The organism is Acidovorax sp. A1169, assembly GCF_030704685.1.
GTDB lineage: Bacteria > Pseudomonadota > Gammaproteobacteria > Burkholderiales > Burkholderiaceae_C > Acidovorax.
On the sequence record NZ_JAUZDX010000033.1, the window covers coordinates 1 to 15,912 of the forward strand.

Annotated in this window: 14 protein-coding genes; 8 read left to right on the plus strand and 6 right to left on the minus strand. The window is 66.5% G+C overall.

Going from position 1 to position 15,912, the window contains the following annotated elements; genetic code table 11:
* From QYL93_RS30125 to QYL93_RS30145, 5 genes are all read left to right on the plus strand, one after another.
* On the plus strand, window positions 1-2,379 hold a 2,379-nt coding region (locus tag QYL93_RS30125; protein WP_305747127.1), incomplete at its 5' end, for a pilus assembly protein.
* 13 nt (window positions 2,380-2,392) lie between these two features.
* The gene (locus tag QYL93_RS30130) at window positions 2,393-2,848 is read left to right on the plus strand and encodes a type IV pilin protein (RefSeq protein WP_305747128.1); all 456 of its coding nucleotides are present in this window, start codon (window positions 2,393-2,395) and stop codon (window positions 2,846-2,848) included.
* A 36-nt stretch (window positions 2,849-2,884) separates the two neighbouring features.
* On the plus strand, window positions 2,885-4,012 hold the full coding sequence (gene ribD, locus QYL93_RS30135) for a bifunctional diaminohydroxyphosphoribosylaminopyrimidine deaminase/5-amino-6-(5-phosphoribosylamino)uracil reductase RibD (protein WP_305747129.1): 1,128 nt from the start codon (window positions 2,885-2,887) through the stop codon (window positions 4,010-4,012).
* Between the two features lie 167 nt (window positions 4,013-4,179).
* Complete coding sequence (locus QYL93_RS30140; protein WP_305747130.1) at window positions 4,180-5,382, plus strand: ammonium transporter; 1,203 nt, start codon at window positions 4,180-4,182, stop codon at window positions 5,380-5,382.
* Window positions 5,383-5,496: 114 nt separating this feature from the next.
* Window positions 5,497-7,341: a phospholipase D family protein gene (locus QYL93_RS30145; RefSeq protein WP_370877080.1), complete on the plus strand. Its 1,845-nt coding sequence runs from the start codon at window positions 5,497-5,499 to the stop codon at window positions 7,339-7,341.
* A 1-nt stretch (window position 7,342) separates the two neighbouring features.
* Here the strand turns inward: QYL93_RS30145 and QYL93_RS30150 are convergent, their stop codons facing one another.
* Window positions 7,343-8,308, minus strand: coding sequence for a tRNA-dihydrouridine synthase (locus QYL93_RS30150; protein ID WP_305747131.1), 966 nt, complete (start codon window positions 8,306-8,308; stop codon window positions 7,343-7,345).
* 130 nt (window positions 8,309-8,438) lie between these two features.
* On the opposite strand from QYL93_RS30150, the gene QYL93_RS30155 reads away from it, so the two are divergent.
* Window positions 8,439-8,984: a hypothetical protein gene (locus tag QYL93_RS30155; protein WP_305747132.1), complete on the plus strand. Its 546-nt coding sequence runs from the start codon at window positions 8,439-8,441 to the stop codon at window positions 8,982-8,984.
* A 25-nt stretch (window positions 8,985-9,009) separates the two neighbouring features.
* Here QYL93_RS30155 and QYL93_RS30160 read toward each other — a convergent pair whose 3' ends face one another.
* The 3 genes from QYL93_RS30160 to QYL93_RS30170 all read right to left on the minus strand — a co-directional run bounded on the left by QYL93_RS30160 (window position 9,010) and on the right by QYL93_RS30170 (window position 11,378).
* Window positions 9,010-10,161 (minus strand): class I SAM-dependent methyltransferase, encoded by a 1,152-nt coding sequence (locus QYL93_RS30160; RefSeq protein WP_305747133.1) that lies wholly within the window; start codon window positions 10,159-10,161, stop codon window positions 9,010-9,012.
* A 7-nt stretch (window positions 10,162-10,168) separates the two neighbouring features.
* Window positions 10,169-10,690 carry a GNAT family N-acetyltransferase gene (locus QYL93_RS30165; protein WP_057267911.1) on the minus strand — a complete coding sequence of 174 codons (522 nt, stop codon included), beginning with the start codon at window positions 10,688-10,690 and terminating at the stop codon, window positions 10,169-10,171.
* A 133-nt stretch (window positions 10,691-10,823) separates the two neighbouring features.
* The gene (locus QYL93_RS30170; protein ID WP_057202165.1) at window positions 10,824-11,378 is read right to left on the minus strand and encodes a hypothetical protein; all 555 of its coding nucleotides are present in this window, start codon (window positions 11,376-11,378) and stop codon (window positions 10,824-10,826) included.
* Window positions 11,379-11,562: 184 nt separating this feature from the next.
* Here QYL93_RS30170 and QYL93_RS30175 point away from each other — a divergent pair, with 184 nt between their 5' ends.
* Entirely contained in the window at window positions 11,563-12,198 is a 636-nt protein-coding gene (locus QYL93_RS30175) for a response regulator transcription factor (protein ID WP_305747134.1), read from the plus strand.
* Entirely contained in the window at window positions 12,185-14,029 is a 1,845-nt protein-coding gene (locus tag QYL93_RS30180) for a hybrid sensor histidine kinase/response regulator (RefSeq protein ID WP_305747135.1), read from the plus strand. Before QYL93_RS30175 ends, QYL93_RS30180 begins: the two co-directional genes overlap by 14 nt.
* On the opposite strand, the gene QYL93_RS30185 is transcribed toward QYL93_RS30180, so the two are convergent.
* Complete coding sequence (locus QYL93_RS30185; protein WP_305747136.1) at window positions 14,001-15,440, minus strand: coniferyl aldehyde dehydrogenase; 1,440 nt, start codon at window positions 15,438-15,440, stop codon at window positions 14,001-14,003. The genes QYL93_RS30180 and QYL93_RS30185 overlap by 29 nt on opposite strands.
* A gap of 107 nt (window positions 15,441-15,547) precedes the next feature.
* Window positions 15,548-15,889 (minus strand): hypothetical protein, encoded by a 342-nt coding sequence (locus tag QYL93_RS30190; RefSeq protein WP_305747137.1) that lies wholly within the window; start codon window positions 15,887-15,889, stop codon window positions 15,548-15,550.
* Between the last annotated feature and the right edge of the window lie 23 nt (window positions 15,890-15,912).

Sequence of the window (15,912 nt, forward strand, 5' to 3'; positions counted from 1 at the left end):
GCCTTTGAAGAAATTATCGGCAAGATTAACGAGGAGGCCGCACCCTTGCCAGACAAGGTCAGTGGCAGCGGCACAGCATCTGGCGCCAATGTCTCTCAACAGAACGTGGGTACTTTTGCTTCGGTTTACAGTCCCAAACAGTTTTGGAAGGGCTGGGTGCAGGCCTCGCCAGTTGCGGCAGAGATCGAAGTTCCTTGTCCAACCGCAGCCGATCCTGACAAAAAATGCAAGAAGTTTGGCGACCCCACCAAAGACTGGGATGGAAAGACCACGGCCGACCGACTGGACGACATAACCGCTGCCGACCTCAACAATCGATTGATTTTGAGTTGGAGCGACAAGTGGAGCAGCACGGCGCCCAAAGGAGGGGTGTCGTTCAAATGGGCGACTGACGAAAGCAACCTCAGCAGCCCTCAAAAAGCACTGCTGGGCAAAGAGGACAGCGATAGCACCGCTACCGTCTATACCAAAGGCAGCAATGTACTCGGCTATATCCGCGGCAACCGGGCCCTGGAGGGAACAGCCGAACCAGAGAGCTACCCAGCCGCAAAGCCCTTCCGCGAACGCAAAAGCCGCCAGGGCGATATCGTGAATTCCAAAATTTGGTACACAGGCGCCCCCGCAAGCAGCTCTTCGGTCAGTGGTTACGGTGCCTTTGCCAATACCTACAAGTCACGCACGCCCATGCTGTATGTGGGTGGCAACGACGGGATGTTGCATGGCTTTTCGGCCCTGGACGGCAGAGAAAAAATTGCCTATGTCCCCCGCGGCGTGATTGGGGATCTGAAAAAACTTGCCAATCCAAGCTATGTCCACCAGTATTTTGTGGATGGTTCTCCCATGACGGGGGATGTGCAATTGACTGGTGGCTGGGCCACCATGCTGGCGAGCAGCTTGGGCGCAGGTGGCAAGGGTTATTTTGTCCTGGATGTAACCGACCCCGCCAGCTTTGCCACCGCTGAAACACCCACTGCCCCAGTCACAGCAAAAACCTTGGTTAAACGTGACCGCACTCGCGGCAATTTGGAAGTGGCACCCAATTGCAGCATCATTACCGACACCGTTGAAAAAGCCGCTTGCACCAAAGTGGTGGAGGAAGACAAAGACATCGGCAACATTGTTGCGCCGCCGGTGCTCAGCCCCACCAATTCGCAGCAGACCACGCAAATCACACGCATGAACAACAACCGTTGGGCCGTGGTGATGGGCAATGGCTACAACAGCTACAACGAGCGCCCGGTGCTGCTGATTCAGTACCTTGACAATGACATGGAGCTCAAGAGAGTTTCGGCCACTCCAGATGCCAAAGGAGTTGGCAATGCCAAAGACAATGGCCTGGCAGCCCCGGCCATGGTAGATTTGGACGGAGATGGCCGCGTGGATGTGGTCTATGCAGGCGACAACCTGGGCAACATGTGGAAGTTTGACTTGACCAGCGACGTTGATAGCAACTGGAAAGTGGCCTTTGGCACCAACAAACCACTGTTCACAGCCCAGGGACCCAAGTGGGGGGGCGGCGCGCGTGACCAAGCGCAGCCCATCACGGCACCGCCCATCGTGCGCGCCAATGACCGCTTGATGACCACTGGCAGCGGCGCGAGCGCCAAGGACGTGGCCGTCGGAGGCCTGATGGTGGCCTTTGGTACGGGCCGCAATGTGACAGCAGACGACCGCGATGCCAATGCTACCGCCACCCCGAACGTTCAAACGCTGTATTCCGTTTTGGACAACACCCGGTACCGCAAGAGCGGTACACACCTGGAAGTACACCCTGGTGGCGGAACTTGCCCCGGCACCACCTGCATCCCCGCGCCCAAAGACTTGGGTGTAGGCATTGCCACCGCAAAGTTGGCCAAGCAAAGCATCACTGTCGTCAGCGGGGGTTATGCCACCATTGATGCCACTGAAGAACTGAAAACCAGCAACTGGAAAGACTACAACGGCTGGTACCTGGATCTCCCCACAAAAGGTGAGCGCCTGCTTGAGCCCATGCAGTTCTTTGACGGTTCCAATATTCTGGCCGTGTATTCCGGCAATCCTGCAGGTACCCAAACCGCCAGCAGTGGCGGCGCAGCCAACGAAAGTTGCACCGCCACTGAAATAAGTACGGCGCCGGGTACCCAGTTCCGCACCTTGCTCAACATCATGGATGGCAAGCGGCCCCAGGTGCAGTTGGTGGACTCAAACAGCGATGGTGTATACAGCGCAACAACCGACAATAACGTGTCCCGTGCTGCCGTCAGCACTGGCACCCCTATGCTGATTACCAAAGGCAAGCGGATTCTTGAGCTGACTGGCAACGACGGTACAACGAAGCCCGAAGAACTGAACCGCATGCCCGAACAATCGCTGCGGCCCACGTGGCGCCAAGTGAAGTGAGAAAGACGACACCATGACCCGACATCTGCCGAAAAAGCAGCATGGCTTTACGCTGATAGAACTGATGATTGTGGTGGCCATCGTGGGCATTCTGTCTGCGATTGCCTACCCCAGCTATGCCGAATACGTGCGACGGGGGCACCGTGCGGACGCGCGGGCCGGTCTGTTGCAGGCACAACAATGGCTTGAGCGCGCTTCTACGGCCACTGGCGTTTATCCGACATCGCTGCCCACCACACTGACTTGGGACGGTGACGCGATCAAACGCTACACCATCTCCATTGGCAATGGCGCGGGGGGGGCCTCGACCAATGCCGCCTTCACCCTGACCGCGACACGCGACGTGGGCACTGCGCAGGCAACGGACCGGTGCGGTGACTTGACACTGACCAATACGGGAATAAGAGGCATGAAGGCGTCAACCTTTACCCCCGCCACCCTCACCGTGGACGAATGCTGGAACAAGTGAGCCCATCACCATCCGACAGCCCCCGCATGCGCTAGCATGCACGCCACCATGGCGACCTCTTCGGAACAACAACACACCACCCAAGCGCTTGAGCTAGCCACTCAGGCGCTTTGTCTTTCCAACCCCAATCCCCGCGTGGGCTGCGTGATTACCGCGCCCGATGGCCGCGTGCTGGGCCAGGGCTTCACCCAGCATGCTGGCGGCCCGCATGCCGAGGTCATGGCGCTGCGCGATGCGGCGGCCTTGGGCAACGACGTGCGTGGCGCGACCGCCTACGTCACGCTGGAGCCCTGCTCGCACCAGGGCCGCACAGGGCCCTGCTGCGATGCGCTGATCGGCGCCGGGATCGGCAAGGTGGTGGCATCGATTGCCGACCCCAACCCGCTGGTCTCCGGCCAGGGCTTTGAGCGCCTGCGCGCGGCCGGCGTGGAGGTGGTCGTGGGGCCAGGCGCCGAAGAGTCGCACGAACTCAACATCGGCTTTTTCAGCCGCATGGTGCGCGGCACGCCCTGGGTGCGGGTAAAGACCGCCGCCTCCCTGGATGGCACTACCGCGCTGGCCAGCGGGCAGAGCCAGTGGATCACCTCGCCCGCAGCCCGCGCCGATGGCCATGCCTGGCGTGCCCGCGCCTGCGCCGTGCTCACGGGCATCGGCACGGTGCTCGACGACGACCCGCGCCTGGACGTGCGCGAGGTCACCACGCTGCGCCAGCCGCACCTGGTGATCGTGGACAGCCAGTTGCAGACCCCGCTGGAGGCGCGCCTGTTCTCCGTGCCGGGCCGCACCTGCCTCATCTACACCGCAAGCGACGATGCCGCGAAAAAAGCGGCCCTGGAGGGCCGAGGGGCTACGGTGATCCGCTTGCCCAACCCGCAGGGCAAGGTGGACCTGGGCGCCATGCTCAAGGACCTGGGCCGGCGCAGCGTGAATGAACTGCATGTGGAGGCAGGCCACAAGCTCAACGGCTCCTTTCTGCGCGAAGGGCTGGTGGATGAAATGCTGCTCTACCTGGCCCCCCGGCTGCTCGGGCCGGGCCTGGGCATGGCCCAGACAGCGCCTTTGCAAACACTGGCGGATGGGACCGCGCTCGACTACGTTTCGGTGGAGCGCATCGGGCCCGATCTGCGCATCGTGGCCCGGGTTCAGGGGCGCGATAGCTTCTGACCAGCCGACCCCATCGGCCCATACCCGGCCCCACGCACCAAAACAGCCCAGCACCACCCCGGTGATGCATGCCACATCCTGGCGCATTTTTTGCTTAATTTTGGTGCAATCATTGCATTCCGCAGTGAGACGCACCAAAACAGATCAAACAAACGCGTGGAGATGGTATGGAAGCACTCAAACAGGGCACGGACGCCTTGTTCATTCTGCTAGGGGCAATCATGGTGCTGGCCATGCATGCCGGGTTCGCCTTTCTGGAGCTGGGCACGGTCCGCAAAAAGAATCAGGTGAATGCGCTGGTCAAGATCCTCGTGGACTTCTCCGTGTCCACGGTGGTGTACTTTGCGGTGGGCTACAGCGTGGCGTACGGCACGCATTTCTTCGTGGGGGCAGACACCCTGGTCCAGCAAAGCGGCTATTCGCTGGTCAAGTTCTTCTTTCTGCTCACCTTCGCGGCGGCCATTCCGGCCATCGTCTCGGGCGGTATTGCCGAGCGGGCCAAATTCTGGCCGCAGTTGATCGCCACCGCGGTCATCGTCGGCTTCGTCTACCCGTTTTTCGAGGGCATCGCCTGGAACCAGCACTTCGGCGTGCAGGCCTGGATCAAGTCGCTGACCGGCGAAGAGTTCCATGACTTCGCCGGCTCGGTCGTGGTCCACGCCGTGGGCGGCTGGATCGCCCTGCCCGCCGTGGTGCTGCTCGGCTCGCGCGCCAACCGCTACCGCAAGGATGGCGCCATCTCGGCCCACCCCCCCTCGAACATCCCCTTCCTGGCCCTCGGGGCCTGGATTCTGGTGGTCGGCTGGTTCGGCTTCAACGTGATGAGCGCGCAGACGGTGGACAAGCTCTCGGGGCTGGTCGCGGTCAATTCGCTGATGGCCATGGTGGGCGGCACGCTGGCTGCCCTGGTGCTGGGCAAGAACGACCCGGGCTTCGTGCACAACGGCCCGCTGGCCGGCCTGGTGGCCGTGTGCGCAGGCTCCGACCTGATGCACCCGTTGGGCGCCCTGGTCACGGGCGCCATTGCCGGCACCATCTTCGTGCTGCTGTTCACGCTGACGCAGAACAAGTGGAAGATCGACGACGTGCTCGGCGTCTGGCCCCTGCATGGGCTGTGCGGCACCTGGGGCGGCCTGGCGGCGGGCATCTTCGGCAGCAAGGCCCTGGGCGGCCTGGGCGGGGTGGCCTTCAGCGCACAGCTGATCGGCACCAGCATGGGCGTGGTCTGGGCCGTCCTGGGCGGGCTGGTGGTGTATGGGGCCCTCAAGGTCACTGTGGGCCTCAGGCTGTCGCAGGAAGAGGAGTTCGATGGCGCAGACCTTTCCATCCACAAGATCAGCGCCACGCCGGACCGCGAAGTGAGCTGGTAAGCAACGACCGGGCGGCCGCACCGTTCACACAGCGTTACGTTTCGGCGCGCCGTCCGACAGCGGGCACCAGGGCCGCAGGCTATACCTTCAATAGTATCCAGAAGGCCCCCTCCCATGCGCACCCCCATTGCCCTCAAAGACCTTGCAGCCACTGCCCGCTACGGCTGGATGGCCCTGGTCACCACGCTCACCGTGGCAGTGGCCACCGGTTGCGCAGGGCTGCCCCAGGACGTGGCCCGCACCGAATCCACGGCCCTCGCCTCCCCTGCCGGCACGCTGCTGGGGCAATTGGTGCAGGCCAACCGGCAGGCTGCAGGTGCACGCCACCCTTCGGGCTTTCTGCTGCTGGGCGGACCCCAGGCGGCCTACAGCAGCCGCCTGGCGCTGGTGGAAGCGGCGAAGAAGACACTGGACCTGCAGTACTACGCCATCCACGCCGATGCCAGCACCGAGCGCCTGCTCAAGGGCGTGGTGTCGGCCGCCGAACGCGGGGTCAGGGTCAGGGTGCTGCTCGATGACTTCCACAGTGCCGGGCGCGATGCGCAGGTCATGCGCCTGGCCTTCGTGCCCAACATCGAGATGCGCATGTTCAACCCGCTCACTGGCGCGCGCGGCTCCACGCTGGGCCGCATGTTCAGCGCCGTGGCCGATTTTTCGCGCGCCCAGCAGCGCATGCACAACAAGCTCTTCATCGCCGACAACGCCATGGGCGTCACTGGCGGACGCAACCTGGGCGACGCCTACTTCGGCACCGCCGATGCCGGCAATTTCGTGGACCTGGACGTGCTGGCCGCCGGGCCCATCGTGCAGGATCTTTCGCGCAGCTTCGACCACTACTGGAACAACCAGCGCGCCTACCCCGTGCAGTCCCTGGTCACGCGCGAGGAACTGGACACCATGCGCAGCCAGTACGAAGCGGCCGACGTTGCCGAGCGGGAACGCCGGGTGGCCCTTGACACCACGCCACCGCCCCCTGCCGCCAGCGCGCCAGCCCCGGGCCAGGACGACCCTGGCGGTGTTGGCGCCCAGCGCAGCCGCATCTGGGACTACCAGCCCATGGACCTGGGCGCCGTGTCCTTTGTCTGGGCACCGGCCGTGGTACTGGTCGACCAACCCGCCAAGATCCCGGCAGAAGGCGTCGCCGCCCCTCCATCTCCCGACGCAGCACCTGCCAGCGGATCCAATGCCCGGCAGGCCGCGCGCATCGCCCCTCCCGCAGGGGGCGTAGCCGCCACCAGCGGCACTGCGCTGCTCCCATCCACCGACGCAGCCGATGCCGGTGAGGGCGACACGGTGGTGGACGGCCTGCTGCATTTGATGGGCCAGGCCCGGCGCGAATTGCTCATCGTCTCGCCCTACTTCGTGCCCGGCCCCGACATGAAGCAGGCCTTTGCCCAGGCCCGCCAACGTGGCGTGCGTGTGCGGGTGCTCACCAACTCGCTGGCGTCCAACGACGCCCCCATTGCCCATGCAGGCTATGCCCGGCACCGGCCGGAGCTGCTGGCCATGGGGGTGGAGCTCTACGAAATGCGCAGCGAGCTCACCGGCCTGGCCAGTGCCTTCGGCAGCCCGGGTGGCTCCTCGGGCGGCAGCGGCTCTTCGCCTACCGGCTCGGTGGGCAGTTCGCGCGCCATGCTGCACTCCAAGCTGCTGGTGATGGATGGCCGCCTGGTCGCCATCGGCTCCATGAACCTCGATATGCGCTCGCAAAAGCAGAATACCGAGATCGCGCTGCTGATCCGCAGCACCGAGCTGTCCCGGCGCATCACCACCCGGCTGGAACCGGCCCTGGGCGAACTGGCCTGGCGCGTGGAACTGCAGCAGCCAGGCGGCCAGTTGCTGTGGCATGCGCCGCAGGGCAGCGGCCTGCAGGACAGCACTACCGAGCCCGATGCCAGCGCGCCGCTGCGCCTGCTGCTGCAACTGCTCGGCCCGCTCGCCCCGGACCACCTGTTGTGATTCAGACCGTGAAGCGGTCCTGCAACGCGTCCACCCAGACCGTGATGGCGCTCTGGTCCGTCATGGTCCGCACATGCTGGTACGCCGCTTCGCCCTCGGGGAAGCGCCGGCGCATCAGGTTCAGCCACTGCTTGAGGCGGCCCGCGCGCTGGCGCGGCTCCAGGTCCTCGCAGACCAGTTGCCAGAACGCGGCGATGTGCGGCAGCAGGTCGGCCCATTGCACGGTGTCCGAGCCCGGCAGCCCCGCATCCGTGGCACGGATGGCGCGCGCCAGCCCCGGGTCGGCCACCATGCCACGCCCCAGCATCAGAGCATCGCAGCCCGATACCTCGCGGCAGCGCAGCGCGTCGGCCACCGACCAGATCTCGCCATTGGCGACCACGGGCAAGGCCACAGCCGCGCGGATGGCCGGTATCTGCTCCCAGTAGGCCGGGGGCCGGTAGCCGTCGGCCTTGGTACGGGCATGCACCACCAGCTCGCAGGCGCCGCCCGCCTCCATGGCCTGCGCGCATTCGCGCATCAGGCCGCTGTCGTTGAAGCCCAAACGCATCTTGGCGGAGACCGGCAGATGCGCAGGCACGGCGCGCCGCACCGCCGCCACCAGCGCGGCAATGCGCTCGGGCTCTTGCAGCAGGGCGGCCCCGCCGCCATGGCGATTCACCACCTTGGCCGGGCAGCCGAAGTTCAGGTCGATCCCTTCGGGCCCCAGGGCCGCCAAGCGTGACGCATTCTCGGCCATGCTCACCGGGTCTGAGCCCAGCAACTGGGCGCGCACCGGCACCCCTGCCAGCGTGCGGCTGCCATGGCGCAGCTCGGGCAGGTAGCGCAGGAACACCTTGTCCGGCAGCAGCGTGCCCGTGATGCGGATGAACTCGGACACGCAACGGTCCACCCCGCCCACCCGGGTGAGCACGTCACGCAGCACAAAATCGAGAAGCCCCTCCATCGGGGCAAGCAGCAGGGTCATCGCACAGCAAAAATCACGGAAAGAAAGCCCGCCATGCGGGCGCAGCCAACCCGCCATTGTGCGGCAGGCGGGTCATCACAGCGTCACGCCCCGGTGCTGCAATGGTGGGTCATTGCCTTGCGCCTTCACCATGCTGCTCCAAAAAACCGACAAAGCCCGCCTGGAACTCTCGCCCGGTGTCCGCACCCTGAGCCTGCGCGAGCGGTCGCTGCTGCTGCTGGCCGACGGCAAATCCCTGTCGGACCTGCAGGCCATGTACAACGGCATCGGCGCGCAGATCGTGGACAACCTCATGCGCCAGGGCTACCTCACCGGCCCGGCAACCCTGCCCGAAGCGCCGCTGCCCACGCCTGCAGCGGCTGCAGTGACAACACCCGAGCCCCCCACCGCACCGCCTGCAGGGTTGCCCAGCGATGCGCTGCGCTCGCTGGCAGGCACGCGCATGTACCTGTTCGACATCTGCGAGCGCATGTTCGCGCGCCGAGACCCTGCCCTGGCCCGGCAGTTCCATGAGGCCCTGCGCGGTGCGCGCGACCGCTCCAGCATGCTCGACGTGGGCGAAGCCCTTCTGGATGAAGTGACTCAGATGGCCGGGCCCGAGCGCGCCCAAACCATCCGCGACCGAATGGACCAGCTGCTGCCCCAGGAACCTGCGGGCACACCGTCCCCGGTGTAATCGGCTGCTGCCGCAGGGCCTGGGTTCAGCCGATGGCCGCCAGCCGCCAGAGGGAAGTCACCTCGGCAGAGCGTGCGGTGTGCAAGGCATCGCCGGCGTCGACGGCCTTGGCATGCCGTGGCTGCACGTCGTGCCGACCCAGGATGCGCAGCCCGCCCTCGGCGATCCAGGCCAGCAATTGCTCGCGCGGGCGCAGTTCCAGGTGCTCGGCTAGGTCCGACAGGATCAGCCAGCCCTCGCCGCCTGGCTCCAGGTGGGCCGCCAGGCCCGCCAGGAAGCCACGCAGCATGCGGCTGCCCTCGTCGTACACGGCATGCTCGATGGGTGAGCTCGGGCGCGCAGGCACCCAGGGGGGGTTGCACACCACCAGCGGCGCCCGCCCAGGAGGGAACAGGTCCGCCTGCAGCAGTTCCACCCGGTCGAGCACACCCAGGCGCTTCAGGTTGTCGAGCGCGCAGGCCATGGCGCGCGGGTCCTGGTCGGTGGCCACCACGCGCTGCACGCCGCGGCGCACCAGCACGGCCGACAGCACACCCGTGCCCGCACCGATGTCGAACGCCAAGGCGGTGGACGGCAATGAAGTGTTTGCCACCAGGTCCACGTACTCCCCTCGCACAGGCGAGAACACGCCGTAGTGGGGGTGGATGCGGTTGTGCGGGCCCTCGCCCAGGGCAGGGATTTCCACACCTTTCTTGCGCCATTCGTAGGCGCCCACCAGGCCCAGCAGCTCGCGCAGCGTGGCCACCGAGCTTTCGCCGCTGGCCGGGCCCCAGGCTTCGGTGCAGGCTTGGCGCCAGTCCGGCGCGCGGCGCAGGTCGATGCCGTAGTCCGACCCCAGGGGGATCAGGACCGACGACAGCACCCGCGCGCGCTGGGCCTGCGCCTGGCGGTGCAGGTGAAACGCCTGGGCCGGGGTGGCCGTGGCCGCCTTTTCGGCGGCCTTGGCCGCCGCCTTGGCCGGCTTGCGGTCCACCCGGCGCATCAGCGCCTGCAGCAGCATGCGGGCATTCTGGAAATCGCCCTGCCAAAGCAGGCCCGTGCCCTCGCAGGCCAGGCGGTACGCCGTATCGGCAGACAGGGTGTCATCGGCGGTCACCACCCGGCGGGGGGGCGGGACGCTGCTTTCGGAGCGCCACTGGGCACTGTGGGCCTGGCCCAGGTGGTTCCACTCGATCATCGGGGCCTTAGTTGATGGGGCGCTTCAGGCGCACTTCTTCGATCTTGACGCCACCGATCACGGCGGTCTTGGCAGTGGAGAGTTCCTGCTTGAAGCCGGCCATTTCGTGGAAACGGATGGCGCGCTCGTTGCGCAGCGGCACCCAGGCCGTGACATTGGTGCAACCTTCTTCCTGGAGGCCATCACGGGCGGCATCCCACAAGGCCAGGCCTACGCCCTGGTTCCAGTGGGTGGGGGCGGCGTAGATGGCCCAGATTTCGCCCGTGGTGGGGCGGGATTTCTCATCGCGCGAGCGGTCATAGCCGACAAAGCCGACGATCTTCTCGCCATCGATGGCCACCTGCACCTGGGGCTCGCAATATTCGATGGCTTCGCGCCAGTAGGCCTGGCGCTTGTCGACGGAAGACATGGACTTCAATTGCTCGTCTGGCACCAGCCCTTTGTAAGCCTCTTGGGCGGAGACGGTGTGGATCTGGGCGATGGCTTTGGCATCGCGAAGCGTAGCGGGACGAACCTGGATACTGGACATGAAAAAACCGAACGAAAACGGGGGGTGAAAAAACAAAAGGACCGGCATTGTCGCCGCAAACGGTTTTTCACCCCTCGCCAGTAGGGTACCCGGCCCTGCGCGCCCCACGCAGGCGGGGGAGCAAAGCGGGCCGTCAGGCCATGGCCAGAGAGCCTCCGAGCCCGTCCCCAGCGCGCTCGCGGGCCGACTGGGCCAGTGCGCGCTTGTTGCGCGGACGGGGTACCTTCACCTCCGGCGGCATGCCATTGATGGCGTTCAGCCCCACCACCAGCGTCACGCTGCGCGAGCCGCCATCGCGCTCATCCGGAGCATAGGCGCGGTAGCTGCCGCTGCCCTGGCCGTGGCTGCGTTGCACGGTATGGAACACGATGCGCACGCCGCTCACCCGGTGGCCGCTGAAGGGCAGCACACGCAGGCGGGCATCGCGGTCCAGCGCCAACCCCATGCAGCCAGGGCGGTTGATGAGGTCGGTGCGCACGCTGCGCCAGGTCAGGCCGTTGTCGGTGGAAAACTGCCAGTTGCCCGCCTGCGCATCCAGGTGCTCGACGATGACGCCCGCCGAGGCCAGCAGGTCCGGGCAGTTGTCGTGCACGATCTGGGCCATGCAGTTGCCGCCCACCCCCACACCTGCGGAAGGCTTGTGCTCGGGCGACGAAATCGGTGGGTTCTGAAGAGCGCTGGCAGTCATGTTGTGTTCCCCTGGTGGTTGATGGATGGTTGGTCCAACCCAACCGCCGCAGTGCGCAGCCGCCATGCGACATTCTGTTCACTGCATGGAGGAAAGTCTAGAAACCGCAGGGGCCGGCGTCCATCGCACAAATGGACTAGTTCGCACAGTTCCCTGGCGCGGTGTTGTGCGCAATACTCACGGGATGCCTGCCAGCCTGTTGCTCATTGACGACCACACCCTCTTTCGCACCGGTTTGCGCCTGATCGTGCAGGACCACCCCCTGGTGGGATCCATTGCCGAAGCAGGCTCCATTGCCGAAGCCTGTGCCCTGCCCCCTGCCCCGATGGACCTGGTGCTGCTGGACATCCAGCTGCCGGGCATGAGCGGGCTCGACGGCCTGCGCCTGCTGCGCCAGTCCTACCCCAGCGCCCGCATCGTGCTCGTCTCGGCCAGCATTGCGCCGGATGCGGTGTACGAGGCGCGCTCGCGCGGCGCCGACGGTTTCCTGCCCAAGTCGGCCAGCGGCGAGGACATCCTGGAGGCGATCAGCGTCTCCCTGTCCGGCGCGCCCTGTTTTCCCGCGAACAGCGGCAATGCCTCCACCACCCGCACATCGGCTGCGCCCAGCCTCACCGCGCGCCAGCTCGAAGTGCTGTCGCTGCTGTGCACCGGCAAGCCCAACAAGGTCATCGCGCGCCACCTGGGCCTGAGCGAGAACACCGTGCGCGTGCATGTGGCGGCCATCTTTGCGCAACTGGGCGTCAACAGCCGCAGCGCGGCGCTGCTGGCCGCGCAGCGCCTGGGCCTGTCCATGCCGCCGCTCCATGACATTGTCTGAAGCCCTGCCGCTGATCCCGCGCTGGCCCTGGACACGCCGGCGCTGGGAGCGCGATGAAGTCCTGCGCGAGCAGGTCACGCTGCTGCGCCAGAACTTCCCCATGACCTTGCTGGCATCCCTGGCCACGGCCCTGGGCACCCTGTGGGTGATGGCGCGCGTGGCCGACACCCAGGTGGTCAGCATCTGGCTGGTATCGCACGCGCTCGTGGTCATAGGGGTGTACGTCACGCTGCGCGGCATGGCACCGCAGCGCGACCCGGTGCTGCACTCGGCGCGCAAGCTCATGGCCTGCATGGCCGCCATGGGCCTGAGCTGGGGCAGCCTGGGGTACGTGGTGCTGTACTGGGGCACGCCGGAGAGCGTGATCTACGCCATCGGCATCGTCAGCACCGTTTCCTCCGGTGCGCTGGGCCTGGGGGCACCGCTGTACCGCGCCTACATCACCTACCTCACCTGCGCGGTCGGGGGCATCTTCGTGGCCGTGGCCATGAGCGGCGGCCCGGCCATGTGGCCCGCCCTGTTCCTGGTGCTGGTGTACTACGCGCTCACCGGCCTGCAGGCCAGCACCGGCGACACGGCAACGCGCCGCAGCATCGCCCTCAAGCTCGAAAACGAGCGGCTGGTGGCCGAATTGCGCGCAGAGTCGCACCGCGCCCTGGCCGCGCAGGCAGAGGCCGAGCGTGCCGACCGCGACAAGTCGCGCTTTCTCGCCGCCGCCAGCCACGACCTGCGCCAGCCGCTGCACGCGATGGGCTTGTTCCTCGAAACCCTGCAGCGCAGCCCCATGAGCCCGCACCAGCTCACCGTGCTGGGCCACGCGCAGGCGGCCTCCGGCGCGGCGGTCGAAATGCTCACCACCTTGCTCGACTACTCGCGGCTGGAAGCCGGTGTCGTCAAGGTGCGGCCCACCGCCTTTGCCGTGCAACCCCTGCTCACCGCGCTGGAGCAGGAGTTCGGCGTGCAGGCCGACAACTGCGGGCTGGTGTACCGCACGCACGAGACATCCACCGCAGCCCATGCCGACCGCTCGCTGGTCATGCTGGTGATGCACAACTTCATCTCCAATGCGCTGCGCTACACGGCGCGCGGCGGTGTGCTCATTGCCTGCCGCCGCCGGGGCCGGCGCATCGCGCTGGAGGTGTGGGACACCGGGGCGGGCATACCGCAAAGCCAGTGGGAAAACATCTTCCAGGAATTCCACCAGCTGGGCAACCCCGAGCGTGACCGCCGCAAGGGCCTGGGCCTGGGCCTGGCCATCGTGAAACGCCTGGCCCGCGAGATGGGTACCTCGGTGGAGCTGAGCTCCCGCCCCGGCCGGGGCTCGGTGTTCCGGCTCTGGCTCGATGCCTGGCAGGGCGCCCTGGAGGACGAGGCCCCCCCCTCCTTCAACCACTTCGATCTCACGGGCCTGCACGTGCTGGCCATCGACGACGACGAATCGGTGCGCCTGGGCATGCAGGCCCTGCTGCAAAGCTGGGGCTGCCACTGCACCACGGCCGAATCGAGTGCCGATGCGCTCGAACACATCGAGGACAGCACGCCCGACCTGATCATCACCGACTTCCGCCTGCGCCACGAAGAGACCGGCAAACAGGTGCTGCAGGCCCTGCGTGCCTACCTGGGCGTGCCCGTGCCGGCCATCATCATGACCGGGGACACCTCGCCCCAGCGCCTGCGCGACGCGCAGACCACCTCGGCCCTGCTGCTGCACAAGCCGGTGTCCACCGGGCAGTTGCGCGATGCCATCGTGCAACTGGTCAGCGGCACGCCGTCACCCACCGCAGTCCTGCCGACCGAAGCCGCTACAGCCAGCGGCGAAGAAGCCCCATGACCTGGTCGAAGCGCGCGCCGTAAGGCGGGTAGAACATCGAGCCCATCGCCCAGCGCGACTGCACCAGCACCGACTTCTGGTGGCAAAAGCGCAGGAAGCCCTGCTCCCCGTGGTAGGCGCCCCAGCCGCTGTCGCCCACTCCGCCAAAGGGCAGGTTGTCGTGGGCGATATGCATCAGCGTGTCGTTCACCGTGACCCCGCCGCTCACGGTGCGGCGCAGCACGTCGTCGCGCGCCGCCTCGCTCTGGCCGAACCAGTACAACGCCAGCGGCCGCGGGCCGGCATTGATGTGCGCGACGGCGTCGTCCAGGCGCTCGTAGGAGATCACGGGCAGCACGGGCCCGAAGATCTCCTCCTGCATGATCTGCATGTCCGAGGTGACGCCAAACACCAGCGTGGGCAGCATCTGGCGGCTCGCGCCATCGCCCAGCGTGCCCACGGTGTTCACCACCGGCTTGCCCGCTGCGGGATCGATGGGTTGCACCTCGGCCCCCTGGGTCTGCGCCTGCTGCAGCATGGTGCGCAGGCGCGCGTGGTGGCGCGGCGTGATGATGGAGGCGTAGTCCGGATTGCCCTCGATGGTGGGGAACAGGCGCGCCACGGCGGCCCGATAGGCATTGGCAAACTCGGTCTCGCGCCCGCGCGGCACCAGCAGGTAGTCGGGCGCAATGCAGGTCTGCCCGGCATTGAGCAGCTTGCCGTGGGCGATCTTGAGCGCCGCGTCCTGCATGTCGCAGTGGCCGTCGATGATGCAGGGCGACTTGCCACCGAGTTCCAGCGTGGTGGGTGTGAGGTTCTGCGCGGCCGCGATGGCCACCTTGCGCCCTACGGGCGTGGAACCGGTGAACACCAGGTGGTCAAACGGCAACGAGGCAAACAGCGCCGCCACATTGGCATCGCCCTGCACCACGCAGAATTCGTCAGGCGCAAAGAACTGCGCCACCAGCAGCGCCAGTTGGGCCGAGGTGTGCGGCGTGAGCTCGCTGGGCTTGAGCATCACGCGGTTGCCCGCAGCCAGTGCCGTGATGGCAGGCCCCAGGGCCAGCTGGATCGGGTAGTTCCAGGGCGATATCACCCCCACCACGCCCAGCGGCTGGCGCTGCACATGCGCACTGGCGGGCTGCAGGTACAGGGGTGTGCGCACCTTCTGCGGCTTCATCCAGCGCGCCAGGTGCTTCAAGGTATGCGACAACAGGGTACGCAGCACGAAGAAATCCGCCACCTCGGTCAACCGGGGGGAGCGCATGCCGAAATCGGCCTGCACGGCCGCCGCCAGCACGGGGCCGTTCTCGTCGAGCAGCTTGCGCACGCGCAGCAGCCGCTCGCGGCGCACGAGCAAAGGCACCTCGACCTGGGTGCGGCTGGCCTGCCGCTGGGTTTCAAAAAGGGCGTGGATGTCGGCTGGTGTCATGGAGCGCATGATAGAGCGCCCGGCCCCTGCCGCCGGACCATGCCGGCGCGTCCACAGGGGCATGCCGAAGGCCGCCTCGAGCCCTTCAGTGACCCATGGCCTCACGCTCAGCGCAGCTCGCGCGGCTCCACATCGGTCACCTCCACGGCGCTGGGCAGCACCCCGCCGCGCCGCGATGGCGCTGCCGACTCCGGGGCGCCATCGGGCGGGCGCGCAGCACCCCATTGCGCCCTGGAGCGCATGGCAGCGCTGAATCCCGTGCGCGGGTCGACCCGCATGACCCAGGGGGCCATGGGCCGGCCCGTGAGCCGCGCCCAGGTCGCGCGCGCTGCCCACGCCAGGCCCAGCACCAATGCAGCAGCCAGCAGGCTCAGAAACACCACCAGCCCCATGGCCAGCACCAGGGCACGCAGCGCAAAGCGCACCAGACCCGAAACAAGATTGTTCAAACGACACCTTTCCTTTCAACAGG

Coding starts and splice junctions, on each gene's coding strand:
- QYL93_RS30155 (WP_305747132.1), top strand. CDS start 8,439: ATGCTGCTCCAAAAAACCGACAAAGCCCGCCTGGAACTCTCGCCCGGT.
- QYL93_RS30180 (WP_305747135.1), top strand. CDS start 12,185: ATGACATTGTCTGAAGCCCTGCCGCTGATCCCGCGCTGGCCCTGGACA.
- QYL93_RS30130 (WP_305747128.1), top strand. CDS start 2,393: ATGACCCGACATCTGCCGAAAAAGCAGCATGGCTTTACGCTGATAGAA.
- ribD (WP_305747129.1), top strand. CDS start 2,885: ATGCACGCCACCATGGCGACCTCTTCGGAACAACAACACACCACCCAA.
- QYL93_RS30175 (WP_305747134.1), top strand. CDS start 11,563: ATGCCTGCCAGCCTGTTGCTCATTGACGACCACACCCTCTTTCGCACC.
- QYL93_RS30140 (WP_305747130.1), top strand. CDS start 4,180: ATGGAAGCACTCAAACAGGGCACGGACGCCTTGTTCATTCTGCTAGGG.
- QYL93_RS30145 (WP_370877080.1), top strand. CDS start 5,497: ATGCGCACCCCCATTGCCCTCAAAGACCTTGCAGCCACTGCCCGCTAC.
- QYL93_RS30185 (WP_305747136.1), bottom strand. CDS start 15,440: ATGACACCAGCCGACATCCACGCCCTTTTTGAAACCCAGCGGCAGGCC.
- QYL93_RS30160 (WP_305747133.1), bottom strand. CDS start 10,161: ATGATCGAGTGGAACCACCTGGGCCAGGCCCACAGTGCCCAGTGGCGC.
- QYL93_RS30170 (WP_057202165.1), bottom strand. CDS start 11,378: ATGACTGCCAGCGCTCTTCAGAACCCACCGATTTCGTCGCCCGAGCAC.
- QYL93_RS30150 (WP_305747131.1), bottom strand. CDS start 8,308: ATGACCCTGCTGCTTGCCCCGATGGAGGGGCTTCTCGATTTTGTGCTG.
- QYL93_RS30165 (WP_057267911.1), bottom strand. CDS start 10,690: ATGTCCAGTATCCAGGTTCGTCCCGCTACGCTTCGCGATGCCAAAGCC.